This is a genomic window from Paenibacillus sp. NPDC056933 (assembly GCF_042674385.1).
GTDB lineage: Bacteria > Bacillota > Bacilli > Paenibacillales > Paenibacillaceae > Paenibacillus.
Genome location: NZ_JBHUQN010000001.1, coordinates 466,478 through 493,188, shown reverse-complemented (window position 1 = coordinate 493,188; position 26,711 = coordinate 466,478). Strand labels below are relative to the sequence as shown.

Here is a 26,711-nt window from a genome sequence, read left to right as displayed (position 1 = left end):
ATTTATCAAATCCAGATCGATTTAGTCAATACTTTATTAAAACATTTTATGTTTATATAAAATAAACTAGTACGTTGGCCACCCGCTGGAATCCCACAGCAAGTCGTTAATCAGCAATTTTGGATTGCCATTATCATCCGCATCGTATGCGTGACGCGCAATCACATTACCGTTATACACATCCTGTCCGCCTGGTCCCTTCCACTTGACATTCCCTGAATCCAACAGGGTTCCTCCGCCATTCAACATGTTCACACCGTTTTTGTCCACATACGGACCCGTTATACTCGTTGAACGACCATAGACCATTTTGTACGTGCTGTTCACACCCTGGCAGCACGAATCAATCGATGCAAACAAGTAATAATAACCATTACGGTACACAATACTTGGAGCTTCAATGGCTCCGCCATTATTCGGACGCGCCGCAATGGAGGATATGCTTCCGGTCGGTTTCATCGTGGTTTTATCGAGTTTCACAATCTTCAAGCCGCTCCAAAAAGAACCGAAAGCAAGCCACGGGTTGCCTGAAGCATCGATGACCAGATTCGGATCAATGGCATTGTAGTTATTGGCAGATGTAGACTGAAGCACCAGCCCTTCATCCTTCCACTGACCCGCACCGATGCTGTTCGCAGACGCAAGACCAATAGCGGAGCGGTTGGAACCGAAGGTAGAAATGGAATAATACAACCACACTTTACCGTTATACTGTTCGACGTCCGGTGCCCATACGTCCAAACCGCTCTGTCCCGGAACGGCAGTAGCCCACCAGGAAGGCTTGCTCAGAAAGATTTGCGGAACACGATACCAGGATGACCCGTTATCCGATTTCAGTACCTGAATGCCCGGACCGGTTGAAAAGGTATACCAGGAGGTTCCCTCTTTGATGATTGAAGGATCATGGACCGCAATATCTCCGGTCAAATTCCAGAATGCTGCGAATGCCCGAGACTGACCTGCCAGTAACAAAACAAGTACCAGCAGTGCCGGTAATGCCCAACGCTTTTTCCTCAAACCTTTTAATCCTTTGAACTTTTCCAAACTGAATTCCACCTCTCCTGATCAAATAGTTAATTTGGTTCATGAAGTATTAAATCAATTTAGGTATACTAGGATTATAAAAGCGGTTACATTACATTTCAATGGTATATTTCAAATATATATGAAATGATTCATGTTATTTTTTAAAGATAATATTTAACAATTTATAAGTAATACTCTTAATTATGCTAAGTAAACAAGGGATTTGGCTTCCTTTTCTCTGCCCTTCCCTTCCATCGGTTAATCATTTATAATTATCTAAAATAAAACATATAAATGTGCAGAAGCCCATGATCAGGAGGGCTTTGTTCAGAACGGGGAAAGGAACTCCACCTATGATTTATATTAAAGATCTGATGTCGGGTGTGAATATTTTCAAGGCGCTCAGTTCGGAAATCCGGATTCAGATCATTGAGCTGCTGGCGAAGAACCAAAGTCTTAATCTCAATGATCTGGCAACCAAACTTGGACTTAGCAACGGCGCGATCACCATGCATATCAAAAAGTTGGAAGAAAGCGGATTGATCGAGATCAATACTGCAGTTGGCAAACACGGAATTCAGAAGATTTGTTATCTCAATGAGGAAAAACTAATGGTGGACCTGCGTTCACAGGAAATTTATAACCGATACGAGGTTGAAATTCAGGTAGGTCATTACAGTGATTATCAGGCAGCCCCTACATGTGGTCTTGCTACCCGGGACAGCATCGTCGGCGAGTTCGATGATCCTCGCTATTTTGCCGATCCGCTCCGTATTGATGCGGAGATGATTTGGCTGGCTGAAGGTTATCTGGAATATCGCATCCCCAACTACCTCAAGCCTAACCAGACGTTCAGCGAAATCCAGTTGTCCATGGAATTGGGTTCGGAAGCACCTGGTTTCTGCGACAACTACCCTTCGGATATCTATTTCTACGTCAACGGCATTGAGATTGGCTGCTGGACGAGCCCAGGTGATTTTGGCAATACCCGGGGTACGTTCAACCCGGACTGGTGGCCACCGCATCTGAACCAATACGGAATGCTGAAGCTGATCCGCATTACCCAGGAGGGCAGTTATATTGATGGATGCCGTATCTCGGATGTTACCCTGAACGAGATCGGCCTGGATTACAAGAGCGATATCCATTTTCGGATTGCCGTTACCGACGGACCTTTGAATAAACGGGGATTAACGATCTTCGGCAAAAATTTCGGTAATTATGGACAGAATCTGCTTGCCCGTGTACTTTATAATGTGCAAGAGGAATAGTTGAGTATAAACTGTGTTACACCTCAAAATCAACAAACAGCCGCCCAGTTAAAAACGGACGGCTGTTTTCATTTTCTGTTACTTCACTTCGTTCAGACGCTCCGCCAGACGGTCCCATGTTTCCGTAATTCCCTGCAACATCCCCATATCCATGACGGTTTGCAATGCCTCTGCGGATACATACTCTGATCGATTAACGATCTTTGTCTTGCCCCCAAGATCAATGAATAGCATGGTTACTTCGGTTGTCGGCAGGTTCTCATCTGTGTTGCCTTCAGCGTCCGAGAAATAATCGGTATAAACAATCCGTTCCGGCTCAACAATTTCCTTATACACACCTTTTCCCCAAGATTCCATACCGTAAAAATCTCCCTGGTTCTTATCCTCACATTTCATGCAGTAATGCCAAACACCGCCTGGTCGAAAATCCACATTACAGACAGGAATGGCCCAACCTCTCGGTCCCCACCAGCGCTGAAGATGTTCCGCTTCCTTGAACATGCTGAACACAAGCTCACGAGGTGCGTCAAATACACGCTCAAGTACAAGTACCTTTTCATTTTCCACACTCGACACCATTCCGTTGCTTAACATTGTCATTCCTCCTTATGAGTTAGCGCATGCCTATGGTTTGTCTTTCTTGCTTTGCAGTTCACGCAAATAATGATCCAGATTGTCAAAACGGTCTTCCATGATGTTCTGAAACGACTGCACCCACTCATCCAACGTTTGAAAGGGTTCTGGACGGAGCTTGTAAATCCTGCGGTTGGCCTCGGCCTTTACGTCCAAAATGCCATGATCACTGAGCACTTTCAAATGCTTCGAAGCTTGAGGTTGACGTAATCCCAGCTGTTCAGCAATTTCCCCCACAGTAAGAGGACCATCACGTAATAATTCGACGATATTCATACGATTCGGTTCAGCCAAAGCGCCCAGCAAGGCCATATCCATACCCGGATTGTGTCCTGACATGCTGTTCACCTCATTCAGTTATAGTGTATTAGGTAAATCTCATCTCCTTCACCAAAATGTCTTCTTCCTGATATTCAAAGTATACCCTATAAGGAATATTCCTGTAAAGGAATATTATCAAAGGTTTCATAACTTTTATCAAATAATCCCGAATGTTGCATACTATATCCCGATGGAAATACTATTTGAATTTTATTGACAATCTGTAATAATAATCACCAGTGTTACGAATTGGAATAACAGGTGGGGACTATATATGAAGTTGGAGCGATTGATCTCAATCATCTACAAGCTGCTGAATCATGAAGTGTTGTCTGCCTCTAGGCTGGCTGAAGAGTTTCAAGTGTCTCAAAGAACCATCTATCGGGATATCGATGCCATCTGTGCTGCTGGATTCCCGGTCATCTCGTTTCAAGGGCATAAGGGCGGATATGGCATGATGGATGGATACAAGATGGATAAAAGCTTGCTCGGTTCGTACGATGTCGATTCCCTGATCACCGTGCTTAGCAGTCTCTCCACCGTGTTTGAAGACGCGCGTGCGCAAGGAACGATTGAACGACTGAGAACGGTTGGAACACAGCAGCAAACGTCAAGTCTGGAAGTGGACCTGGAAACTCATCGAACGACTCCGGATGCACTTCGTGATTTACGCACTGCCATTACCGAATGTAAAGTCATCTCTTTTGATTACATTAATACAAAAAATGAATATACAACCCGTTTTATGGAACCGGTGAGACTTCATTTTAAATATCGAAATTGGTATGTTTATGGATTTTGCCGATCACGACAGGATTATCGGGAGTTTCGTCTATCACGAATGATCCATCTGTCCCTGACAGAGGGCTCCTTCCAGCCGCATCTCGATGTGCCGAAAGAGGCGCCTTTGTCTAACAGAGAATGGAAAGGTGAGGTTCGTGATGTAGTATTTCGGGTGAGCCCGGATGCATTAGCAGAGGCGTTGGATCATTTTCACCAAGCGGATAAACAATTTCATGACGATGGAAGTATGACGATGCGCATCCCGGTTGATCAACCGCTGGAAGCGAGATGGCTTTGCTCTTTTCTGCTGAGTTTGGGTAGTGGGGTTGAAGTTCTTGAGCCTCTTGAACTGAGAGGAATCATACAAAAACAACTTCGAAATGCACTCCAACTTTATGAGGAAGTATGACAGTCTGTTGTCATACTTCTTTTTTTATAATCATTTTATAAACAGTCCAATCCATAACCAATCCAAAGGAGACGATACAAATGAACCATCCAGAACAAATGTATAACTACCACACATGGGCCAACCAAACGATCTTGGGAAGAATCAAGGAACTCCCGCCTTCTGTTCTGAGTCAGGAAGTAAACAGCTCGTTCCCGACCCTTGCACATGCTCTTAACCATATCTATGTGGTTGATAAGACATGGTATCTGGTTTTGACCGGGGTAGATATGCGTGAAGCCCTGCAAACATGTATGCCGTTAAATGAAAACATCCTGGATTCAGTAGATAAATACATCCATCTGTTTGCCCAGTTATCGGATCAATACAATAAATGGTTCCAAAGCCAAGATGATCTCGAGCAAACGATCCTGCTTGACAATCCATATGCCGGTATCCGCCAAACCCGCCTTTCGGAAATTGTACTGCAAGTAGTGAATCACGGGACCTATCACAGAGGCAATATATCGACCATGCTGCGTCAATTAGGCCACGCATCCGTCATGAACGACTATGCCCTTTTCTGGTATCAGGAATCCGCTAAAGTATAGCGAAGATGGACGATATTTCATCAATGGAAAACGAACATTTAATTACCGCGAATTCAAGAGAAGATTTGAGAATTTGGTTGCAGGAGCATGGAAAGACTCAGAAATCCTGCTGGGTCGTTGTCAGCATGAAACCAACCAAAAACACGCTGTTATATTTGGACGCGGTCGAAGAATCACTTTGCTTTGGCTGGATCGATGGGGTCAAAAAGAAAATATCCGAAAATCAGCTTGCGCAGAGATTGTCTCCCCGAAGCAAACGAAGTTCATGGACTGAATTGAATAAAGAACGTGTCCGCCGTCTTGAAAAGTTGGGATTAATGAGCGGCGAAGGAAGAAACGTACTTCCTGAGATGGATCACGATGCTTTTAAAATGGATTTTGTTATCGAGCAAAGGCTAAAAGAGGAAAAGCAGGTTTATGCGAATTTCTTGGCATTTCCAGCTCTTTATCAAAAAGTTCGGATCGACACGATCCAAAGCGTTAGAAATCAGCCTGAACTATTCAAAAGTAGACTGGATAAATTCATAACACACACGAAAGAAAACAAAATGTACGGTCAATGGCATGACTACGGACGTCTTTTGGATTATTGAACGGCATTAAAATCATTGAATTGAATCGAATTACAGGATAAAGTTTGTCATTGCAACGCAGGACAGGATCTCTCAATCAGGAGATCCTGTTTTTTTTGTAATCGGCCTCAGTATCGTTATACAGACTCCGTGGCAGATACCATATCGTACCATAGTGGAATGTTATAGAGTTTGCCTGTACATCTTGGGAGACATGCCATATACCTTTGTGAACTGGCGGGTAAAATAATTGCTGTCGTTAAACCCGCATTTATAAGAAATTTCCGTAATGGACAGGTTTCCGTGTTTTAACAGATGACATGCCTTTTCCAGACGCAGCTTCTGTAAATAGGAGATCGGTGTCATCTGATAATAGGATCGAAAGATCCGGTTCAGGTGCCTTACCGAAACATTCGACTTCCCTGCAATCTCCTCCAGGGACAGGGGTTCGAGATAATGATCCTCGATATAGGAAATGGCATTGGCCAGATGCAACAGATTAGTACCCTCTACCCCCTTATCCTGTGTATCATAGTGCCTCGACAGATAAACAACCATCTCGGTAAAACGGGAGACCAGCATCGTCTGATATCCTTGCTGCTTGCTTTTATACTCCTCAATCATGACAGAAATTAGCGATTCCACGTACTCCAGGTTAGGAATAGCCAAGGCCATTTTACTCGAATAGGAGTGTATATTACGATAAAACGGCTCCAATACAAACAAAGCCTGAAATCCTTTGGATTTCCTCAGATCCGGTCCGGCGGAAGCGAGCATTTCGGGTCTAAACATAATGTTGCATATCTGAAAATCATGAGGGGCCCTGTAGGCATGCGGAGTGGAACCATTGATCACCAATACATTGCCCTTCTTAACAAAAAACTCCTCCGTATGGACTACATGTGTCGCATTGCCATTCAGGACAATGACAAGTTCCGAGAAGTCCACATGCCTGTGCAGTTCAGTGTCTTCATCATGTCCTCCATATTGAATATAAAAAGGAAATTCAAGGTCGGCTGTAAACCAGTTCAAATAGGCTTTGCTCAACAGTTCCCCTCCATGATCTGTGTTGGGTTGAATGTCTATATCATGCTACTCCAGGTCCGAAAAATCAAGGTTTGCCGACGGGTTGGATCGATATAATTCCTCATGTAGTGATTAAAATACAGCACAGATTAAGGGCACTATTGTAACCGCATTCAAAAAAATAATAGAAAACATCAGGGGGTTAATATGGTTCATTCGATGAAAAAGATTACAAAATGCTCTGTCGCACTTACACTCTCCTTAAGCTTGTTGGCTGGATGCAGTAGTGGTAATGAAAGCGTGGAAGGCAATGAAGGAAATGCCAGTGATACTTCACCGATGACGTTGACTTTCTTCGGAGCAGATTCCAACGCGAACTGGAATAAGATGCAGGATGATGTCGGCAAGGAAATTACCAAAAAGACAGGTATTACGCTTGATGCCGAATTCGCCGTGTCGGACCCCGCGCAGCGACTGGCACTGATCGCTGCAAGCGGCGATTACCCCGATCTGATCAGTCCCAAAGGGGATTTGGACAAATTGGTTGATGCAGGTGCCATGCTGGACCTTACCGATCTAATCGAACAACATGCCCCAAACATCAAGAAACTGTTCGGTGACCAAATCAAGCGTTTGCGCTACAGCAACGATGACCCGTCCATCTATGTCATTCCTACCTACTCAGCCATCGATGGAGTCAACTTCGTGGCAGGCGCAGGCTTCGAACTGCAGCATCGGGCTGTGAAGGAGGCGGGGTACCCTCAGATCAAGACACTGCAAGATTATGAAAATGTCATTCGATCATACATGGAGAAGCACCCTACCGATGAAAATGGCAACAAAAATATCGGCTTGTCACTGAATGCGGATGATTGGCATATCCAAATTACCGTGACAAACCCTGCTGCCGAGACCACGGGCAAATCAGGAGATGGTGAGTACTACATTGATCCGGATACGCATGAAGCTACCTATCATTTCCGCACGGAAGGCGAGAAAGAGTATTTTCAGTGGCTTAACCATATGTATAATACCGGTTTGCTTGATCAGGAATCTTTTGTTCAGAAAAACGACCAATATCTCGCCAAAGTTGCTTCAGGTCGCGTAATTGGTCTGATTGATGCTGACTGGGGTTACTCCGATGGAGAAAAAGCGTTGAAGTCAGCAGGAAAAAATGATCAGACCTATGGTCATTATTCTGTGATGCTGTCTGATCAGTACAAGGATAATCGCTACCAGTCCACAGGTTTCATGGCCGGCTGGGGAGTTGGAATAACTGAAAGCGCTGAGGATCCGGTTCGAGCCATTAAATTCCTGGATTTCCTCGCTTCCGAAGAAGGACAGATTCTCAACTACTGGGGCGTTGAAGGCAAGCAATATACCATGGAGGATGGCAAACGGGTTGTGCCTGCGGATGTGCAGCAGCGTATTATCAATGACAATATCGCTTTTACCAAAGAATCCGGCGTAGGCCTTTACACCAATATCGGTGGTCATTATGGGGATGGCGTCAAAGACTCCACTGGTAATTACTTTACCAAGAACTTCCCGGAGCAGATCATTGAGAATTACACAGATGCAGAGAAAGAAACCCTTAAAGCTTATGATGCAACGACCTGGATGGATCTGTTTCCGAATGAGAAGGACTTCCCGGTAAAACCATGGGGAGCGGTATGGAACATCTCTGTGCCAAGTGATGATGAAATCAACATCATAGCCAACAAGGTGAAGGACATTACATGGAAGCAGATTCCACTGGCTGTCATGTCCAAACCGGAAGAATTCGATGCCATCTGGAATGACTATCAGCAGAAGCTCATTGATGCAGGTGTCGAAAAAATGGAACAGGGATTCACCAAATACGTCCAGGATCGCATCCAACTCTGGAATGAATAGGAGCACAACATGAAGAACTACACTAATCCGGTAATTCCAGGCTTCTATCCTGATCCCAGCATCTGTCGGGTAAATGAAGATTATTACCTTGTAACCAGCACGTTTGAATATTTCCCGGGTGTACCCCTTTTTCACAGCAAGGATCTTGTGAATTGGCGCCAGATCGGCCATGTTCTCACTTCTGTCGAACAGCTTCCACTCGCCAAAGCGGGTAGCTCCGGTGGCATTTATGCACCGACCATACGGCACCATGATGGCTGGTTCTACATGACGACCACCAATGTAAGTGCAGGCGGCAATTTCTATGTACGGAGCAGGCAACCTGAAGGACCGTGGTCTGAGCCCATTTTTGTTGCCCAGGATGGTATAGACCCCTCCCTATTCTTCGATGATGATGGTCGCACATACTTTCAATCGGCCTGTAATGGCGCTGAGGGTGAAGGAATCTACCAGTGTGAAATTGACATCTTGACGGGGCATAAACTGACGGAGAGCCAATTCATCTGGAAAGGCACCGGTGGTGCTGCACCCGAGGCCCCACATCTCTACAAAATAAAAGGTTTCTATTATCTAATGATTGCCGAGGGAGGGACCGAATACGGCCATATGGAAACCATTGCGCGAAGCACTGATCCCTACGGGCCTTTCGTTCCCTGCCCCCATAATCCGATCCTGTCGAACCGAAGCATGAAAAGCAGTATTCATGCCACTGGCCATGCGGATCTGGTTCAAGCACATGACGGGAGCTGGTGGGCGGTATGCCTTGGAATTCGTCCTGCAGCCTACCCCATGCGGCATCATTTGGGGCGTGAGACGTTCCTCGCACCTGTGAACTGGACAAGTGACGGATGGCCTGTAATCGGTCATGACGGACATATCGAGCCTGTCATGACCGGGCCGCAGCTGCCTGAAGTCCAATGGCCCCGCAAAGCAATTCGGGATGATTTCAAAGGGTCCACACTTGGTCTGGACTGGCTCTTCCTGCGAAATCCGGCCCCTGGCAGCTGGTCCCTCACAGAACACCCGGGCCACCTTGTCCTGCGAGGGAACTCTATGTCTCTCAATGATGGTGGAAATCCCGCCTTTGTCGGTCGTCGCTTAAGCCATTTTTTATGCAACATGGCTGTCAAACTGAACTTTGAGCCAACCCACAATGGCAACGAAGCGGGATTGACCGTGCATATGAATGAGAAATATCATTATGATTTGGCTATAAAGCGGATCGATGGTCAGAAAAAAATGATATTCCGGCGAACGGTCGGTTCATTAAGAACCGAGGAAATTCAAAATTGCGAAGCAGGACCTGTAATATTACAGATCCAGGCCCAGCGTGATACTTTCACTTTCTCCGTACAGCAAGGCTCAACAACTGGCACTGTACTCGGCTCTGGCGAAACACATCTGCTCTCTACTGAAGTGGCGGGTGGCTTCACAGGAATCATCATCGCCATGTATGCCCATGATCCATCGGGAGAAGGTACGCCAAGCCTATTCGATTGGTTTGATTATGAACCTCTGGATAAAATGTTGGTTTGACCTTCCATGTTTAATGTAAGAAAACAAAATATATGCTCTATTATAATTATCCCCTTCAAGTAGATACTCTTTGAAAAGCCTTGTGTGGTAACATAAGGACAGGAGTATCCCTGAAGGGGATTTTGCTATGCTTATATACATCGATTCTCTCAAGAAACGTTCTGCATGACTCCCCTTAAATCTCAGAAAAGATTCATTGATTTATTAGAGAAGTTCTCCTAATATTTTTAGTAGGAACACCTAGCAGCTCGGCATCATGGTAATACTTCACTGTCTTTATGAGAGCGCTATCGCTGCAGCACGAAAGAAAAACGGGAGGTTGCAGATATGAAATGGAATCACTTCAAGTCCAAGCTTCTGCTTAAGTACACACTATCCTATATCTCCATTTTCCTTATCCCTCTTGTTATATTAACCATCATTATTTATCACAATGCTGTGGACACGCTCCGTTCAGAGATCGAACAGACCAATGTCAATCAGCTCACTCAAGCCAAAACGGTCATTGATGACCGCATGAAAGAATTGCAGGACATTGCATTTCGTATCGCCTACGATGAGCAGCTAACTCGTTATTGGACCCACCATCCCTACTATAGCAGGGAATCGATTAGTGCCTTGGTCAAATACAAGGCGACCAGTTCCATTATCGATGAACTATTTCTGTTCTTCCGCGGAGATGATAACATCTACTCGTCTCAGGGCTCTGAAAACCTGGATGTATTCACGGGCCGCTACAAATTTAATACATGGAACAAAACGGACATGATCCGGGATTTGAATAACGTTCAGTTCCCCACGATACGACCAGCCGAGCAAGTCGTTCAAGGAACCAAAGTACCCAATTCCATGCTGGCCTACCTTGTGCCGATTGCACCTAATAATACGCCCGCCCACGGCACTGTCATGTACTTGATTCACGAGTCCAATCTGACCGGATTGATTGATTCCATTCTCAGCGACTACCATGGGATGACTTATATTTTCGATAATTATGGGCAGGTGCTGGCCGCCAATTATAAAGGGGAAACCATTACCGAACAGGAAGTCAAATCTCTGTTTGAACTTGAGCCGGGAACACACAGTCTCTCCTTAAATCAAGAACCGCATTCGGTTGTATCCGTCAAATCAGACGTTGGCTGGACTTATGTAACCGCTATGCCGAGCAATCAATTTTTTAGCCGAATCGTCCATATTCGTACCTTTGTTGTTCTTGTTTTCTCCTTCGTGGTGGTAATGGGTACCATCCTTGCGATTATGTTGGCCCGTCGACAATACCATCCGATTTCAGACTTAATGGAGTTCATACGGTTGAAAAACGATCCTGATACGTCCACAACCACCAACGAGCTGGAATGGATCAAGAAGACATTGCACGATTACAGTCAACGCGTGGACCTTCAGGAACCCTATGCTCGCAATCATATTCTGCTCATGCTGCTGAAACATGGTCATACTGGAGAATTTCCCTCCGAGTTTACGGACAAGCTCGGCATACACTTCAACCGATCCCATTATTTTGTCATGACTATGGGCTGGGAAATGCATGCTTTTCCCATCGGGGATAACCCTGAACAGCGTACGGTTGTGCAGCTGATGAATGATGTGGAACTGCCGGAGTTGTCCGCCTATGCATACGGCGTCGAGCTTCCACAGGCTGACCAATTGGCCCTCATTGTCGGATTTGATGCCGAAATTGGGCATGAAGCCAGCTTGAATGCCCGTATGGAGCCTATCGTTGCACAACTGCAATGGATGGTGACAGAACACACCGGCGTTGCGCCTGCAATCGGAATAGGCAATCGGTATAGTTATCCAGAGCAGTTGAATCAATCCTACATCGAGGCATCCACCGCTCTGGAAGCATCGATGCTTCACGGACAGGGCAGCAGCACCTTCTTCAACGCCCTTTCCGGTTCCGGTACACAGGACTCTTCCTTCTGGGTCCCTAAGGATGTGTTGCTGAAGCTGGTTCAGAGCTTGAAACAGGGCAGTTATGATGTGGCTGTTCAGATGGTATCAACCGCGTTAAATACCCTAAAAGCTGAAATGCCGTCCGTACCGCTGCTGCGTTGCATCTGCTTCGATATTCTGAATACGATGCTAAAAACCGCATCGGAGCTCGGCATTCATCATGTAGTTAATCAACTTCCAAGAATCACTTCCTATGACTCGCTGGAAGATTTGGAGAAGAAGCTGACTGGTCTTGCCGCCGAAATCTGCGCCCATGTCGAGGCGAAGAGCGAGACGGAAGAAAGTTCCCTGATGGATGAAATCGTTGCTTATATTGATGCCAATTTCTCGGATTATGATCTCAGTCTGGGTACGATCTCATCCAAATTCACGATCTCTTCCTCGTATTTCAGTCGTTCCTTCAAAGAAAAGATCGGCATGAATTTCACCCAATATATTTGGCAGAAACGGATGGATGAGGTCATTCGGCTGCTGCTGCATACTAGCGATCCGTTAAAAGATATCATCACGCGCGTCGGTTATCTGGACACACCGAACTTCATCCGCAAATTCAAGAAAGAGACGGGTTACACACCAGGACAGTACCGCAAAATGCACCGTCCCAACGGCTCCGCCGATTCCCCGGAAGATGACGATGAAGAGTGTATTGGATAAAGGATTCGAATGACGTCAATACGGAGTGCATCGGATACCGATTCACCGAATAAATAGAAACCTCCCTTTCACCGTATGGTGAAGGGGAGGTTTCCGTATTTTCAAGTTCACTTTTTGAGCGCTCCAAACGACTTCGTACGCCGAGCTTCTTCTATTTTGCAGCCGAAATATCTTGAAGCCCTTGATGCATTGCACCCAGCAAACGGTGGGTAGGGTCACAGCCGTATTCCCAGAACATGATCCCGGCCAGGCCTTGATCCTTCACGTAATCGCATTTGCACTGGATTGATTCTTCATCATCATAAGAAATTAGGCTGGACCCATTGAACAGAAACGGTGCGCACGCTTCATCATCCCAATAACGAACGTAACCATTCTTGTTGATGTACTTTGCTTCCAGCTCGGCAAATGCCGGACCGTAGCCGCCTGTGCTGCCGGCCATTTGGTGGAGACCGTGGTTTCGGTCCGGAACCTCAGTCCATACACGTGAGTAGAACGCGGCACCGATAACGATCTTCTCCTTCGGGACGCCAGCACGGATGAACAGATTCACGGAAGCATCCGTACTGATTCGGAACAGATCTCCGGTTGGCGTATACAGATTCGTATGATGTCCGGTCAGAACCTGAAAGCCGCCGCGCATATCATAGGTCATCAACTGCACAAAGTCCAGATACTGCTGTACCTCAGCCATCTCTGTACCATCTACGTAGTATTGGTCAGCCCCTGCCGCAATCGTGAGCAGATAATGGCGGCTATCCTCAATGCCCTTGGCATCCAGAGTCTCCCGGATCGCCTTGAGAAGCAAGGTGAAATTCCGTTTATCATCTGGACTTGATGCGATGCCAGCTTCACCGTAACATGGATACTCCCAGTCCAGATCAATCCCGTCAAAAGGGTATTTCTTCAGCACCCGGACCGCCGATGCGGCCATGCTGTCCCGCCCCGCTTGCGTTGAGGCGGCTTCGGAGAAACCGCCAGCACTCCATCCGCCAACAGAAAGCAGCACCTTAAGATTTGGATGCTCCCGCTTGATTTTCCTAACCACATCGCCGTTCTGTAGATGCTCGGTGGTGATTTCATCATTCTTGACATGACCAAAGGCTACATTCAGATGTGTTAATTTCAACAGATCCTCATCCGTCATGTCGGGAAGAACAGAATCGACGACATAACCAGCAGCAATATATTTCGTCATCCTCTTCACTCCGATCCATTCAATGATTGAGATATTGCAGAAGCAATCTGCAGAGCTTCCTTGCCTGTACCAATCTTGTACCCGGAGGCCGAATAACGGATTTGATCCTGATTATCCAGCACGAACAGATGCGGATAGCCCGCTTCGTGAGCGACAGGTTTCGAAATGAAACCGGACAAGGATGCATAGCTTGAATCCCGTACAAAAACCGTACGTACCGGCAGCTTCGGATAAGCCCCAGAGTCAAAGGAGGCGTTCCATTCTGTATCTCCGATCACAAGCACGATTGGCACGCCCAGCTTATCCAGCGGCTCAGCCAGCTCACACAGCTCACGAATCAGATGCTTGGTCGGCTCCCGTTCTGGTTCAATCCACGCAGCAACGGCCCCCTCTGATCCCAGAAGATCATGAAGTACCACCTCTGAACCATCCAGCCGAGTCAACTCACTGTCGGTCGCCAGTTTGCCCAGAACTGGGATGTCTACCATTGTCTCGCGATAAGTTAATACAACCTCCGTGGTGTCTCCAGCGCGAACGATGCAGTAAATGAAGCGGACTCTTACCGTTCCATCTTTCAGACGGATGCCGGTCGTTAAGCGATAAGCTCCCGGTTCAACCTCAAATGGATCGCTATAGACATCCGTGCTGCCATAAGGATATATCAATGTCTTGTAGACGCCATCCTCCAGACGGGCCAACGAGAAATTCTCCGCATAGGATGCTGACGGCGCATCCTCCCGAGCCTCTGAATCCCGGAGGAGTTGCAGCATTCCCCAGCTTGCACTCTCCCGATTGGGAGGTGTACTGAGACTGAATACCGCATCCTCCCACCCTCTGTCACTTAGGTACTGTGGTTTCTGCTCGCTTGGATGCAATCGGGCGAGAATCCCCAAACTGCGGCATACAGCCACAAACAGAATGTCCAACGACTGAGAGTCCCCCTTCATCAGACTGTAAGTGCCTGCCGGATTCCCCTTGCCTTTCAGGTTAGGGAGATCCTCATGGTAGTCATACTCCTGTGCAAGAATTCGGGCAAGCGTCGAAGGATTTTCCCTGAACGCTGCTGCCTCGTCCGCCGAATAGGCATTCTGGAATATACCTCGATAAGGGACCAGCATTTCATAGGAAATCCGCGGACACAGGATGTATCTCACGAACGTTTCCTCTGCCCATGATCCTCGCTGCGAGAGCGCACCGATCAGATGATCGTCCAGCGTCTGGCGAAAGGTATCAATTAAATCTTTTTCATTCATCGACTCCAACAGTCGGAGCGGCCACTCACCATATTTCTCGGAACGTTCCTTAAGGAAAACTGCGATTTCACGGCTGTTCCCCCGTGCCTTCTGAAGAATATCCCATACACGTTCTTGGGGTAGTCCAACCCCTTGAGCCAGCGAGAAAGCCTCCTCTTCACTCAGGAAGGTTCCCTCATACCCGCTCCGGGTCTTCGCCCCTTCCTCCAGACGACGGTTATGTTCCTGAATCTTCTCTTCGGGTAACGCAGTGGCGACCTCTCCTTCCCCTTCAGGCGGAGGGACCATATCAAAATCCACGCTCCCAGATGGTTGCTCTGACGAGTCCAACACCAGCTCAACATGATCACTGTTCTGAGCTTCGAACAGGATTTCACTCCACTTGCTTCCATTAACCGCACGAATCAATAGATCCCCATAACCTGTTTTAAAGGTTGCCTTCCCTTGTGCGTCCGTCCTGATTTCGGCGATCGGGTAAAATTCCGCTGTGTTGTACAGCTCGAAGCGAACGCTCGCATCAGGCACGGGTTCTCCCTGCTCATTTTTCACCTTTACACAGATCGTACGAGCAGGCGCATAGTTCTCCAGCAAATTAATCTCCGTATATCCCTTCTCATTAAGGGTAATGTCCTCTGGTCCCGGATAGTCGGCAAAAATCCTCGTATTGATCAGCATGGCCCTGCGGGCTGGCGGGCTGAACCATCCTTGATTCAATCCAGCTTCCGGCTCGCATGCCCCAATGTAATACCATTGGCCGTCTGCCCAAGCTTCTACCCAAGCATGGTTGCTGTCACAGTGAGCCCAGCGCGGTGTGTAGACCTGACGTGCAGGTATGCCGATGCTACGGAGAGCGGCTACTGCCAGCGTGGACTCCTCCCCGCATCGACCGCGGGCATTCCGGATCATCGTGAGCGGCGATATCGTGCGCAGATCGCTGCCAATATAGGTTGCTTTCTCATGACACCAGTAATTGGTCTCCAGAATGGCATCCGCCATGGATAACTTTGCTGTCCTGTCGGCCAACTCGTCAAATATAATGCCGCGGAAATCCTCTATATTCTCCGTATTGATTCGATAGGGAAGCACAAAATGCAGAAACAGATGATCCGGAACGCGGTCTCCCCAAGGCACACGCTTGCGGATGTCCAAAGCCCGGCGCACATGGCTCAAGAACAGCTCCCCGTCATAATCAGCCATATCGTTCACTGGCATGTAGGCATACACATACTTCAAGGCCCATGCCTCTTCTTCCGTTAATTTCTGCTGAAAAACATGAAACAGTTTATCCTTGCGGGCATCGGCAAAGTTGACCTTCTCCCGGAACTTCTGCTCGATCCGCTCCAATGACTGTGCATCCATCGAGAACACCAACGTTTGGCTGGTCATGGCAAGCTCACTCCTTCCACAGCTTTCCGTCTTCCCGAATGCAGATTAAGGTCGTGCCGTCCGAGGAAGGCGCAGTAATCTGGAACAGGCTACGGGTCGTTTCAATTACAGGCTGGCAATTCAATGATTCATCACCCATAAGTTGCTTCACATCCTGCGTAAATTCACCATGGGTTTCATAATAATTGCGCTCCCGATAGTAGAGCTTGCGAAGCTCCCATTTGATTCGTTCATCTTCCGGAAGCTCAAAGGACTGAGGCGTCCCGTCATCAGTGAATACGACATAACCCCACAGCTCCGGGTAATGCATGTTGATAATACCCATGGGCGACCAGACCCAGTTGTCCTCGGGATAAGGATTGCCTGTCTCCGGGTTCAGCACCTTGCGGTACTCACCGTCTTGTACTTCGGTCTGCCATTCCACACGCGAGAAGTTGACGCGCCAGAACTCACCTGGTGCAGGCGGACGGTTGCCTTCGGCGCATTCCTTTAGACTGGTCCAGGGAATCGCGACCTCCACGCTCCATTTCCGGTTATCGGCGCCAGGTCTGTTCAGCTCCCCATCAATATACACGGCCGTCTGGAGACCGCTGATATCCCAACCGTTGACCGGAGGTCCACCATCCCGATATGGCTTTACCAATAACAGATCCCATACCGTATTGAGCGCATTGATCTCGAACTCATAATATTGATGGGAATCCCCATCGGGATCGATAAAAATCTCAAAGTCATTGTCATAGAAAATAACAGAATCCCGCTCGGTCAACGTAGCCCAGATCTGATCTTCAATCAGTTCGGCAGCAAAATAGAAATAATCGTCATCCCACAGCATTTTTACCCGCGTCTGTTTCCCGGGCTTCGGACGAAGATCGCCTTCGATATCAACGAAATCATCCGTCCAATCGGCTGCATCCCAGAATGCCTTATCCACACGACCATCCAGCGCCAGCGGCTCCTTTGCACGCTTGCATATATAATGTTTGGGAGCATACTCAATCTTCGGCTCCGGCACTCCACTTTGGTTCATTTCGCTCTCTCCAATTCATAAGGGAGGGCATGCATCTATTGGCACATGCCCTCCCCGTAATGGTTAGTTATGGGTGACAACGGCTCCTGAGCCGCCGTACATTTCCAGCTCCTCATCGAATTCGAGCTTAAGAACGGTCACCTGTTCATGCGTGTCCTCCGGGGTCATCTTGATCCACGTTGTCCCCGGGATATTGAACCAGGGCACGCCCCCATGGATTTCATGAGTAAGCTCTTGGCCCGAGTGCAGCACGGTAATCTTCTTGATCTTATTGCAGAGACCTTTGATGCACACATTCTCTTTTGGCTCGTCATACACAAACAGATACAACGTCTTTCTATCCTCGGATACGGTGCTCCCCCCCAGATAATAGCGAGACATAATGCCTTCACCCGTTCCGAATACAGCTTCTTCATGGGTGCGAATCCATGCTCCCAGCCCAAGCAGAATATCCTCCTGCCTCTTATCGATGGTGCCATCCTCGCGTGGACCGATATCCAGCAGCATATTGCCACCCATCGAGATACAGTCACAGAACATTCGAATGATCTGATTTAGGGATTTATATTTATCGTCTGTTGGTACATAACCCCAAGAGGTGTTGATCGTGGTACAGAATTCCCATGGTCCCTCCGGTCTTGTAATCGGAATGCCCTGCTCCGGGGTCTTGTAATCCCCATAACCCTGAAGGCGGGAGTTGATGATAATTTCCGGGTTAAAGGATTGCAGGTAATGCTTGAACTCTGGCAGATTCCACTGCTCGGCACTCCGTTCCCAGTCCCCATCGAACCATAACAGATCCACTTTTCCGTAATTCGTCAAGATCTCCTGCAGTTGGTGGTTATTGAATTCAAGGAATCTTTTCCATTTCTCCTGATCCTGAACACCGTCTACAGGACTTGAATGGCGATTGACGCTGCTGAGATCCTCCGGTACCTTCCCACCTTCATACACGCTAGGATAATCCGGGTGCGACCAATCAATCAGCGAGAAATACATTCCCAAATGGATGCCCTTCTCCCGAATCGCTTCCGCATATTCCCTCACGATGTCCCGATTCGCTGGTGTCTGTTTGACGACATTGAGGTCACTATATTGCGTATCCCACAGAGCAACACCATCATGATGCTTCGTTGTCAGCACGGCATACCGGGCTCCTGATTTCTCAATCAGGTCCGCCCATTTCTCCGCGTTGAATTCCGATGCCGTAAAACCGTCCAGTTGCTTCATGTATTCTTCGTACGAGATCCTTCCATTATAGAAGGACCACGATTCCGCAACGCCGTCCACAGCATAGATGCCATAGTGGATAAATATCCCCAGCTTGGCCTCTTCGAACCATTTCTGCATCCTTGTTCACACCTCTCTCCGAAGTCTTTCTATGCGAGTGTAAAATCCGTAAACCCGATCTGTCTCCATGGATGTGTGTCGATAGACTTTTTTTATTTACCGGAATTCCAGCGGTCGTATGCCCCTTGATACAGTTCGACGATACGGTCGCTGCCCATTTTCTTAATCTGTGCGATGTACTTATCCCAGTTCTCAAGCGGTTCCTGGCCGGTCACGAACTTCGCTTCCATCTGCTTGACGTACGTATCCAGGTCAGACAATAAAGCAGTTGCTTCGCTTTGCTCTTCATTAGTCAAATACACGTTAGGAAAAGGAGCTTTTCCGATAGGTACCAACTTCTCCTGATTCTGCTGGTCAATCCACTCGTCAAATTCGGTGCGGAGCCCCTTCGCTACATCCGGATCATTGATGCCTGGTGTCAAGATGCCGAAGTTCGGCGTGATTTTACCGCGATATTCCTCACGATCCCCACCTCCAGGAACAGGGAGCCACTCTTTCACATGATTTTCCTTGTCTTTGAATTTCCACAACACGCCTTCAGGACCTTGGTTGAACAAAGTCGCACCTTCGTAGCTATACATATAATCAATCCAGCGCATCGTCGCCTCAGGGGACGGGTTGCTGCTTGTAATAGCAAAGGTACCGCGAGCCGACATGCCCGGGTGCTTTCCGTATACAGGAGAGTCTGCGACCTCACTCTTCACCGGTGTCATCAGCGGATGCTTCGTGCTAGGTTCACCGCCGAGCGTGAAGTACGGATGGTAATCGTTGAACAGCGCAAGTTTGTTGCTTTCACCTTTTGCTTTTTTCTGATCGCCAGTTTGGGAGAAGGTCTCATGATCCAGCAAATCTTCCTTCCACAAACGGTTCATAAACGTCAGATATCCTTTGTAGCCTTCTTCTTGATAAGGATAGTGGACTTTACCGTCCTTATCGGAATAGATCCCTTCGTTGTACATTCCCCAGAAGCCGAAGAAAAACATGCGAAGATCATCCAGTTTTACAGAAGTCAGCGGAATTTCATCTTGCTGGCCATTGCCATTAGGGTCTTCTTCTTTAACACGCTTGAGATACGTATACAATTCTTCCGTAGTCTTAGGCTCTTCTGCATTAAGTGCCTTTAGGAATTCCCCGTTGTACCACATCGGGCCTCTGTACCACACAGCCGCTGTATCGATGAATGGGAGTGCATACATATGTCCATCAGGCGTTGTAAATGACTTGCGGACATCCGGGTTCTCATCGAGAATTTTTTTGATATTCGGGGCATAACCTTCGTCAATGTATTTTTCCAACGGGATCAGGATGCCCTGGGTGCCATAAGTCACCTGCTCGGCAGGCTTGAGATCCGCAGCGTAGAACATATCCGGTAAATCGCCGCTTGCGAATACCAGATTCTTCTTCGTTTCAAAGCTGTCGATCGGCGAAAGCTGGTACTCTAGCTTGATGCCGGACAATTTCTCCATCTCTTGCAGGACTGGCATCGTGTTCCAGTCGGCTACGCCCGCATCCTGAGACATGATCTTTAACGTAAGCGGTTTGTCCACAATTGGGAATCCTTCTTTTTTGACCCCTTCGACATTTGAAGTCGCAGAACCTCCATCTTCATTGGAACCACAAGCTGCAAGCAATGCTGCGGATAGGGTGAGGCAGAGTGCAATGGATGAAGCCTTACGAAGCTTTTTCATGACGACAACTCCCCTTTTTTGGTGTGGATTATGGTTTAAGATCATCCCTTGACGGAACCGATCATAACACCCTGCACAAAGTAACGCTGAAGGAATGGATAAATCGCAATCACAGGTAAAGTTGAAACAATAATGACGGCATATTTGACCAGCGCAGCAATTTCCGCTTTGGAATTCATCGCCGTTGCTGAAGAAGTATCGATGGCCCCTCCCCCTTGAGCCGCCATTTCCTGAAGCACCAGAATTTGACGCAGAAATAGCTGCAGCGGGTACTTGGAAGAATCATTCAGATAGATCATGGCACTGAAATAGCTATTCCAGTGTCCCACTCCATAGAAGAGTGCCATAACGGCAATAATCGGCATAGAGAGCGGAAGCACAATTCGGATGAACAACCGGGTGTTGGTACACCCGTCGATGTGGGCCGCTTCCTGGAGCTCTTTGGGAATGGTCGATTGAAAGAACGTACGGCATACGATAATATTCCAGATGGATGCAGCGCCTGGCAGAATAAGTGCCCACATGCTGTTCACCATACCAAGATCCTTAACCAGCAAGTAGCTCGGGACAAGCCCTCCGCTGAAAAACATCGTGACCATAAACATGGCCATGAAGAACCCACGTCCTACAAAATCAGAGCGGCTGAGCGCGTAGGCTGCCGGAAGAGTGACCATCAGGTTGACGAGTGTACCTACGACAGTATAGATGATCGTATTTTTGTACCCAATCCAGATGTTGGTGTTCTCAAACACACGGGCATAACCTTCAAACGTAATCCCTTTGGGTAGCAGCCACATCTCACCGGAGCTTACAAATTTGGGATCACTGATTGAGGCGCTAATGATGTATAACAGCGGGTAAAGCACAATGACGAGCGCTATCGTCAGATAGATGTAGTTGCACCATAAGAACACTTTATCGCTTCTGCTTTCCTTAACCGCGGATGACATGTGTTTTCCCCTCCTTTTACCACAAACTGTTTTCACTGGTGCGACGTGCAATTTGGTTCACCGTAATCAGCAGAATCGCATTAACTACGGAGTTGAATAATCCTACAGCTGTGGAGAAACTGTATTGCGCATCAACCAGACCGGACCGGTAGACGAATGTTGAAATGACATCGGATGAACCCATGTTCAACGGATTTTGCAGCAGCAAGATTTTCTCGAATCCGACGCCCAGAATACTGCCCATATTCAGAATTAACAAAATGGTAATCGTAGGGATGATCGCTGGAATGTTAATATGCAGGATCCGTTTAAACCGGCTCGCACCATCCACCACAGCTGCTTCATGCAGTTGCGGGTCCACACCCGAAAGGGCGGCAAGGTATATAATGGTCCCCCAGCCCGCGCTCTGCCAAACCCCCGACAGGACATACACCGTTTTGAACCAGGCAGGGTCTGTCAGGAATTGAGGAGCCTGAAATCCAAGAGCCTCCACCAAATTGACAATCATGCCTGATGAGGGAGACAAAAAGGTAATGATCATACCCGACATCACGACGACTGAAATGAAATGTGGTGCATACGTGACGGTCTGTACGGTACGCTTGAAGAATGAATCCCTGACTTCATTGAAAGCTAACGCAAGAATGATCGGCAGCGGAAAACCTATAGCCAGCTCATACAAGCTAATGCTAAGGGTATTCCATAGTAGATCCCAAAAATAATAAGAATTGAAGAAACGGATGAAATGATCGAACCCGACCCACGGGCTTCCCGTGACACCAAGCGTCGGGATAAAGTTTTTGAATGCGATTTGTATACCGTACATCGGCCCGTAGTGGAAAATCAGAAAGTATAGAAATGCTGGCGCGATAAACAGATACAACTCCCAGTTTCGGATCATCCTTCTCCCTAATTTATTTTTCTTGCTGTTCGGAATCGTGTGCACCGATAAGTTTTGCGACAAGGCGGACTTCCCATTTGGCTGCATCAGTTGTTTCCTCCTTTTCTAATGAAAATCCGGCCGTTTGGTAAGGAAGAGCGAAGCACTCCTGTTCAAAAATAAGGAATGAGTCCCGGTCAACATTTCTATATTGCACGGGCGCTCTGCTCCTTCTGAATTGGTAACGCTTACATACTGAGTTTATGGATCATTTCCGAATCCGTAAATATGCCATTTCCATTTTCCCTTTCTAAAACCAAGAAATGCTGTTACAACGGGGATTTATAACTTTCAGTCCAGCTTGTCATTGTCATTTTGGGGAAGTAAAACATGTGGAATTTGACTCATTTCCCTCCTAAAGTTGTCATTTAGAATTTCATTTCACATACTTGAAAGATGTCAGAATGAAACATAAGTCGGAAAACAGACCTTAAAGTTAAAACCCACATATGTTCGTGGTGCATGGTATTCACATCTCAAAGATCATTCCAATGTATCGTGAATTTCAGTCCAAGTCTATCTATAGTAGTAGTTTCCCTCGTTGCTTCTGGTTCGCTCCTTTCCTCATGCATTCTCTTTCTCTGCCAAGAAAAGATGATTAAAGATAGATTTAATTATGATGTAATATTATCTATCATAACTTCATTGACTTTTTCAAGCCCGTAATTGCTTGTCCTTATTCTATGAGTTGCTTCCCCCATTCGTATATATGTCGTTTTTATCTTGGGCACCAATTCATATAAACCCTTATAAACACTAGGCATATTCCGTCATATATGTTGATTTTGCACATGACATGGTGATCTGATTTCATCAAAATGCTCAAGAAAAAGCAAAAAAAACAGTCACTCTGTTAACATTGAGCAACTTAATAGTGAATTCATATTCCAGTTGAACACTCTTTTTATGTTAATTTATATACCACTTATACAGATCATTAACTATAATCATGTAATATTTAATAACACAAACCCTCAATCCACGAAGTCATCATACTATAAAAGGATTCGTCTTGAGAAAAACACTCCCGCGAAGCAACCGGTTCAGTCTTAATCAACGGTTTTGAGAAAATAAAAAAAGCACGCTCCGATCAAGGATCGAAGCGTGCTGGCTTGATTAGCTTATTTTCCAGAAGGTTGTGCTTCTGCAGTATATCCTGTGGGAATGTCTGTCTCTGCGGTTACATCGGTAATCACCATTGGATACATCATGTCCGGATCAGGCTGGGTGATCGTATACAGCACGATGGCACGTCCATCCTTCTCCAGTTTCACATCTTCAATCTTCAATCCATAACCAGGATGTGGCATTTGCGCAGTCAGTTTGACTTTCACCGTTTTGTCATCCACTTTGGTTGATGTAACCGTAGGTACAATCCCCTGTTGCCCTTCGCCCGGATTCGTTGGAGCCGGTTCTGTCGATCCGCCATTGCCGTGCTTATCTACAAACTCAAGTGCATTGAAGATCATGCTTGCAGCCTCCATACGGGTAAGCGACTGATCTGGACGGAAGTTACCGTCCTTATCCAGTTCGATGATGTCCATGTTCAGCAGGTTCTGGACCGCAGATTTGGCGTCCTTACCGATTTTTTTTTCGTCTTTAATATCATTATACAGCATGATCACCGGATATTCTCCGGTTGTGTTAATCCCTTCAAGGAGCAAAATGGCAAACTGCTCACGCGTCATTTTCCCTTGCGGGTTCAATTCCACCGGAATGGAGAGTCCATTTTGAGTGGCAGCCTGAACAGCATCAGCATACCACGTGTCAGGGCTTATTTTATTTTGTGCCGAAGCGGCAGCGTATTCATTTTTCAGACCAAACGCTTTCACGATCAGTTGAACACCCTGTGGCTCGGACAATGCGAGATCCGGACGGAACAAATCCGCCGTTACTCCATTAACAATGCCCTTTGATTGCAACGAGTCCACAATTGTTTTTTGTCCTTCATCTTTTACATCCGAAAAAGCGAGTACCGATGCACCTCCCGCCGTTAAAGACACGCAGAGTGCAAGCGTAGCAGCCAATCCTTTTTTATGTTTCATTTCCTGGCACCTCCATAGTTAGTAAATCCAATTTTTGACCTTTTCAACCCTACAGACGGGAGACCCATCGGAAATGTTTCAGTAAAATCGACATCTGGTGAATAAATGAAGGAAATACCGCATACATCCCTTTCGCTACGGGCGCTGATCTGGCTTCTTCCATGATGCTTACTTGCTTCGTTGACATCCTTATCATTTAGCGCAAAAATAAGAATAGAGAAATTCTATCGAATGACGGATAAACAGCAAACCGGATTGCATAAAGTAAGAGGGCACGACGCGCTAATTCACAGGTGTCGGCCCTTTTCTTGACTCCGCTTGCGAACTAACTTTCATCCCCCTCAACAAAGGAGAACCAATCTTATGTCCAAGAAAGGATTACTACGAGGCTATGTCATTGCCAACTGGCCCGTATACCTGTTCGCTGTACTACTGATTATTGTCTCCAATGTGGGCCAGGCATCCTTGCCCCGAATTCTGGGCAGCTTCACGGATCAGCTCATGCAACACACACTTCAAATGAATACGGTCATTCGGTATAGTCTTTCGCTTTTAGCCATAGCCATCGCTTATAATCTGTTATTCGGTACCGGGCAATTCATGATCATGAAGCTTGGACGACGCTTCGAATTCATGACACGTGAGCGCATTTTCGGCAAGTTCTCCGAACTGAGTGAGCACTATTTCTCCAAACAGGGAAATGGGAAACTGCTCAGTTACGTCATGAATGATGTCACTTCCGTACGTGAAGCCATCTCCAATGGCGTAACCATGATGACCAATGCAACCTTTCTGTTATTATCCTGCATTGTGATGATGCTGCTCAGCGGAATCCCGATGAAACTTATTCTGATCAGTATTATGCCTTTGCTGGCTATTCCGTTTCTGGTCGTTTTTTTCGGTCCGCGAATTCGCAAGCGCTCTCGTGATGTGCAGGATGCTCTTGCAACCATGACGGAATCCGCAGAAGAGCAGCTAGGTGGTATTCGCGTAACGAAAACATTTGCCATTGAAGACAGTGCCCGTGAACGATTTGGCATCACAGTAGATGCAATCAAAAGCAAGCAGCTGCGGCTCGTCCGTCTGTCCTCTCTATTTCAGGCCCTGCTACCACTGCTGGGTGCCATTTCACTAGTTGTCTCGCTGCTTGTTGGCGGGATTTTGACGATGCAGAACTCCATTACACTCGGAAGCTTTGTTGCATTGACGTTATATTTGCGAATCATCATGGGACCGCTACAACAAATTGGTAATGTGATTAATACCATGCAGCGTTCTGGAGCATCATTGGAGCGGGTTAATGATTTGTTGACGGAAGTGCCTGATGTACGCGAACTTCCCCATGCAACAAGTCTTAAAGCCGTGAACGACATTACGATTGAGAATCTGTCCTTTTCTTATCCCGGCAGTTCAACCCCTGCGCTCAAAAACATCAGTTTGAACATCCAGGCAGGACGAACCGTGGGCATTGTGGGCAAAACAGGTTCCGGTAAAAGCACCTTCGTGAAATTGCTGCTGCGTACATACGAACCGCCTGAAGGCACCATCCGTATTAACAACACTGATATTCGGCATCTTTCGCTGGAGAGTCTGCGATCTCGTATTGCCTATGTGCCACAGGACGGATTTCTGTTCAGTACGACCATTCGTGACAACATCGCTTTTAGCGACCGCGAGGTTTCGCTCGACACGGTAGAGCACAGTGCACGACAAGCGATGATATACGAGAACATTATCCGGTTCCCCGATCAATTCGATACGCTGCTGGGCGAACGTGGACTTACATTGTCTGGTGGTCAGCGTCAGCGTACGAGTCTGGCCCGGGGGTTGATCAAAAAAGCCCAGGTGCTCGTTCTGGATGACAGCATGAGTGCAGTGGATGCCGTCACCGAAAGTGGCATTCTGCGCAGCCTGCGTGAGATTGGCAAAGGCAAAACAACGCTAATTATCTCTCACCGAATCAGTGCAGTCCGTCATGCCGACGAAATTATCGTTCTCGACGAAGGGCGAATTGCCGAACAGGGAACACATGCAGAGCTGATGGCTGCCAAAGGGTTATATGCTGCAACCTACCGTTTGCAGGAGGAGGGATTACATCATGACTGACCGTAACGCTGAAGTTCGTTCAGATGCGGGCGCGCAAGCACCTCCAGGACATCGCTCCGGTTCCGATGCAGGCG

General features: G+C 47.1%; 20 protein-coding genes. 8 read left to right on the top strand and 12 right to left on the bottom strand.

The genetic code is table 11. The features are described from left to right. Positions 1-66: 66 nt before the first annotated feature. Positions 67-1,044, bottom strand: a complete 978-nt coding sequence (gene abnA, locus ACFTRD_RS02050; protein ID WP_379377515.1) for an arabinan endo-1,5-alpha-L-arabinosidase AbnA — start codon at positions 1,042-1,044, stop codon at positions 67-69. A gap of 335 nt (positions 1,045-1,379) precedes the next feature. Between abnA and ACFTRD_RS02045 the strand changes: the two genes are divergently transcribed. Continuing rightward, the gene (locus tag ACFTRD_RS02045; RefSeq protein ID WP_062323924.1) at positions 1,380-2,297 is read left to right on the top strand and encodes an ArsR/SmtB family transcription factor; all 918 of its coding nucleotides are present in this window, start codon (positions 1,380-1,382) and stop codon (positions 2,295-2,297) included. Positions 2,298-2,375: 78 nt separating this feature from the next. Here ACFTRD_RS02045 and ACFTRD_RS02040 read toward each other — a convergent pair whose 3' ends face one another. After that, a complete protein-coding gene (locus ACFTRD_RS02040; protein WP_379377512.1) occupies positions 2,376-2,891 on the bottom strand; it encodes an SRPBCC domain-containing protein in 516 nt (171 codons plus the stop codon). A 30-nt stretch (positions 2,892-2,921) separates the two neighbouring features. Beyond that, entirely contained in the window at positions 2,922-3,269 is a 348-nt protein-coding gene (locus ACFTRD_RS02035) for an ArsR/SmtB family transcription factor (RefSeq protein WP_379377510.1), read from the bottom strand. A gap of 256 nt (positions 3,270-3,525) precedes the next feature. Between ACFTRD_RS02035 and ACFTRD_RS02030 the strand changes: the two genes are divergently transcribed. The 3 genes from ACFTRD_RS02030 (at position 3,526) to ACFTRD_RS02020 (ending at position 5,626) form a co-directional block, all read left to right on the top strand. Then, the gene (locus ACFTRD_RS02030) at positions 3,526-4,443 is read left to right on the top strand and encodes a helix-turn-helix transcriptional regulator (protein WP_379377508.1); all 918 of its coding nucleotides are present in this window, start codon (positions 3,526-3,528) and stop codon (positions 4,441-4,443) included. An 80-nt stretch (positions 4,444-4,523) separates the two neighbouring features. Further along, positions 4,524-5,033, top strand: a complete 510-nt coding sequence (locus ACFTRD_RS02025; RefSeq protein WP_379377506.1) for a DinB family protein — start codon at positions 4,524-4,526, stop codon at positions 5,031-5,033. A 23-nt stretch (positions 5,034-5,056) separates the two neighbouring features. Beyond that, entirely contained in the window at positions 5,057-5,626 is a 570-nt protein-coding gene (locus tag ACFTRD_RS02020) for a YdeI/OmpD-associated family protein (protein WP_379377504.1), read from the top strand. A 162-nt stretch (positions 5,627-5,788) separates the two neighbouring features. Here ACFTRD_RS02020 and ACFTRD_RS02015 read toward each other — a convergent pair whose 3' ends face one another. Beyond that, positions 5,789-6,652 (bottom strand): helix-turn-helix domain-containing protein, encoded by an 864-nt coding sequence (locus ACFTRD_RS02015; protein WP_379377502.1) that lies wholly within the window; start codon positions 6,650-6,652, stop codon positions 5,789-5,791. A 186-nt stretch (positions 6,653-6,838) separates the two neighbouring features. On the opposite strand from ACFTRD_RS02015, the gene ACFTRD_RS02010 reads away from it, so the two are divergent. From ACFTRD_RS02010 to ACFTRD_RS02000, 3 genes are all read left to right on the top strand, one after another. Continuing rightward, a complete protein-coding gene (locus tag ACFTRD_RS02010; protein ID WP_379377500.1) occupies positions 6,839-8,527 on the top strand; it encodes an ABC transporter substrate-binding protein in 1,689 nt (562 codons plus the stop codon). 9 nt (positions 8,528-8,536) lie between these two features. After that, positions 8,537-10,063 carry a glycoside hydrolase family 43 protein gene (locus tag ACFTRD_RS02005; protein ID WP_379377498.1) on the top strand — a complete coding sequence of 509 codons (1,527 nt, stop codon included), beginning with the start codon at positions 8,537-8,539 and terminating at the stop codon, positions 10,061-10,063. A 327-nt stretch (positions 10,064-10,390) separates the two neighbouring features. Then, positions 10,391-12,691: a helix-turn-helix domain-containing protein gene (locus tag ACFTRD_RS02000; RefSeq protein WP_379377496.1), complete on the top strand. Its 2,301-nt coding sequence runs from the start codon at positions 10,391-10,393 to the stop codon at positions 12,689-12,691. Positions 12,692-12,842: 151 nt separating this feature from the next. Here the strand turns inward: ACFTRD_RS02000 and ACFTRD_RS01995 are convergent, their stop codons facing one another. The 8 genes from ACFTRD_RS01995 to ACFTRD_RS01960 form a co-directional block, all read right to left on the bottom strand. After that, positions 12,843-13,889: a glycoside hydrolase family 18 protein gene (locus tag ACFTRD_RS01995; protein WP_379377494.1), complete on the bottom strand. Its 1,047-nt coding sequence runs from the start codon at positions 13,887-13,889 to the stop codon at positions 12,843-12,845. Between the two features lie 5 nt (positions 13,890-13,894). Continuing rightward, positions 13,895-16,528, bottom strand: coding sequence for a transglutaminase domain-containing protein (locus ACFTRD_RS01990; protein ID WP_379377492.1), 2,634 nt, complete (start codon positions 16,526-16,528; stop codon positions 13,895-13,897). Between the two features lie 7 nt (positions 16,529-16,535). Further along, positions 16,536-17,558 carry a carbohydrate-binding family 9-like protein gene (locus ACFTRD_RS01985; protein ID WP_379377490.1) on the bottom strand — a complete coding sequence of 341 codons (1,023 nt, stop codon included), beginning with the start codon at positions 17,556-17,558 and terminating at the stop codon, positions 16,536-16,538. Between the two features lie 63 nt (positions 17,559-17,621). Then, complete coding sequence (locus tag ACFTRD_RS01980; protein WP_379377488.1) at positions 17,622-18,908, bottom strand: alpha-L-fucosidase; 1,287 nt, start codon at positions 18,906-18,908, stop codon at positions 17,622-17,624. A gap of 92 nt (positions 18,909-19,000) precedes the next feature. Beyond that, a complete protein-coding gene (locus tag ACFTRD_RS01975; protein WP_379377486.1) occupies positions 19,001-20,596 on the bottom strand; it encodes an extracellular solute-binding protein in 1,596 nt (531 codons plus the stop codon). Positions 20,597-20,637: 41 nt separating this feature from the next. Continuing rightward, positions 20,638-21,546, bottom strand: coding sequence for a carbohydrate ABC transporter permease (locus ACFTRD_RS01970; RefSeq protein WP_379377483.1), 909 nt, complete (start codon positions 21,544-21,546; stop codon positions 20,638-20,640). Positions 21,547-21,562: 16 nt separating this feature from the next. After that, positions 21,563-22,534, bottom strand: a complete 972-nt coding sequence (locus ACFTRD_RS01965; protein ID WP_379377481.1) for an ABC transporter permease — start codon at positions 22,532-22,534, stop codon at positions 21,563-21,565. Between the two features lie 1,073 nt (positions 22,535-23,607). After that, complete coding sequence (locus tag ACFTRD_RS01960) at positions 23,608-24,531, bottom strand: S-layer homology domain-containing protein (RefSeq protein ID WP_379377479.1); 924 nt, start codon at positions 24,529-24,531, stop codon at positions 23,608-23,610. 363 nt (positions 24,532-24,894) lie between these two features. On the opposite strand from ACFTRD_RS01960, the gene ACFTRD_RS01955 reads away from it, so the two are divergent. Next, on the top strand, positions 24,895-26,637 hold the full coding sequence (locus ACFTRD_RS01955; protein ID WP_379377477.1) for an ABC transporter ATP-binding protein: 1,743 nt from the start codon (positions 24,895-24,897) through the stop codon (positions 26,635-26,637). Positions 26,638-26,711: the final 74 nt, after the last annotated feature.

Coding starts and splice junctions, on each gene's coding strand:
- ACFTRD_RS02000 (WP_379377496.1), top strand. CDS start 10,391: ATGAAATGGAATCACTTCAAGTCCAAGCTTCTGCTTAAGTACACACTA.
- ACFTRD_RS01975 (WP_379377486.1), bottom strand. CDS start 20,596: ATGAAAAAGCTTCGTAAGGCTTCATCCATTGCACTCTGCCTCACCCTA.
- ACFTRD_RS01960 (WP_379377479.1), bottom strand. CDS start 24,531: ATGAAACATAAAAAAGGATTGGCTGCTACGCTTGCACTCTGCGTGTCT.
- ACFTRD_RS02040 (WP_379377512.1), bottom strand. CDS start 2,891: ATGTTAAGCAACGGAATGGTGTCGAGTGTGGAAAATGAAAAGGTACTT.
- ACFTRD_RS02020 (WP_379377504.1), top strand. CDS start 5,057: ATGGAAAACGAACATTTAATTACCGCGAATTCAAGAGAAGATTTGAGA.
- ACFTRD_RS02045 (WP_062323924.1), top strand. CDS start 1,380: ATGATTTATATTAAAGATCTGATGTCGGGTGTGAATATTTTCAAGGCG.
- ACFTRD_RS02005 (WP_379377498.1), top strand. CDS start 8,537: ATGAAGAACTACACTAATCCGGTAATTCCAGGCTTCTATCCTGATCCC.
- ACFTRD_RS02030 (WP_379377508.1), top strand. CDS start 3,526: ATGAAGTTGGAGCGATTGATCTCAATCATCTACAAGCTGCTGAATCAT.
- ACFTRD_RS02010 (WP_379377500.1), top strand. CDS start 6,839: ATGGTTCATTCGATGAAAAAGATTACAAAATGCTCTGTCGCACTTACA.
- ACFTRD_RS01985 (WP_379377490.1), bottom strand. CDS start 17,558: ATGAACCAAAGTGGAGTGCCGGAGCCGAAGATTGAGTATGCTCCCAAA.
- ACFTRD_RS01955 (WP_379377477.1), top strand. CDS start 24,895: ATGTCCAAGAAAGGATTACTACGAGGCTATGTCATTGCCAACTGGCCC.
- ACFTRD_RS01970 (WP_379377483.1), bottom strand. CDS start 21,546: ATGTCATCCGCGGTTAAGGAAAGCAGAAGCGATAAAGTGTTCTTATGG.
- ACFTRD_RS02025 (WP_379377506.1), top strand. CDS start 4,524: ATGAACCATCCAGAACAAATGTATAACTACCACACATGGGCCAACCAA.
- ACFTRD_RS02035 (WP_379377510.1), bottom strand. CDS start 3,269: ATGTCAGGACACAATCCGGGTATGGATATGGCCTTGCTGGGCGCTTTG.
- ACFTRD_RS01980 (WP_379377488.1), bottom strand. CDS start 18,908: ATGCAGAAATGGTTCGAAGAGGCCAAGCTGGGGATATTTATCCACTAT.
- ACFTRD_RS01965 (WP_379377481.1), bottom strand. CDS start 22,534: ATGCAGCCAAATGGGAAGTCCGCCTTGTCGCAAAACTTATCGGTGCAC.
- ACFTRD_RS01990 (WP_379377492.1), bottom strand. CDS start 16,528: ATGACCAGCCAAACGTTGGTGTTCTCGATGGATGCACAGTCATTGGAG.
- ACFTRD_RS01995 (WP_379377494.1), bottom strand. CDS start 13,889: ATGACGAAATATATTGCTGCTGGTTATGTCGTCGATTCTGTTCTTCCC.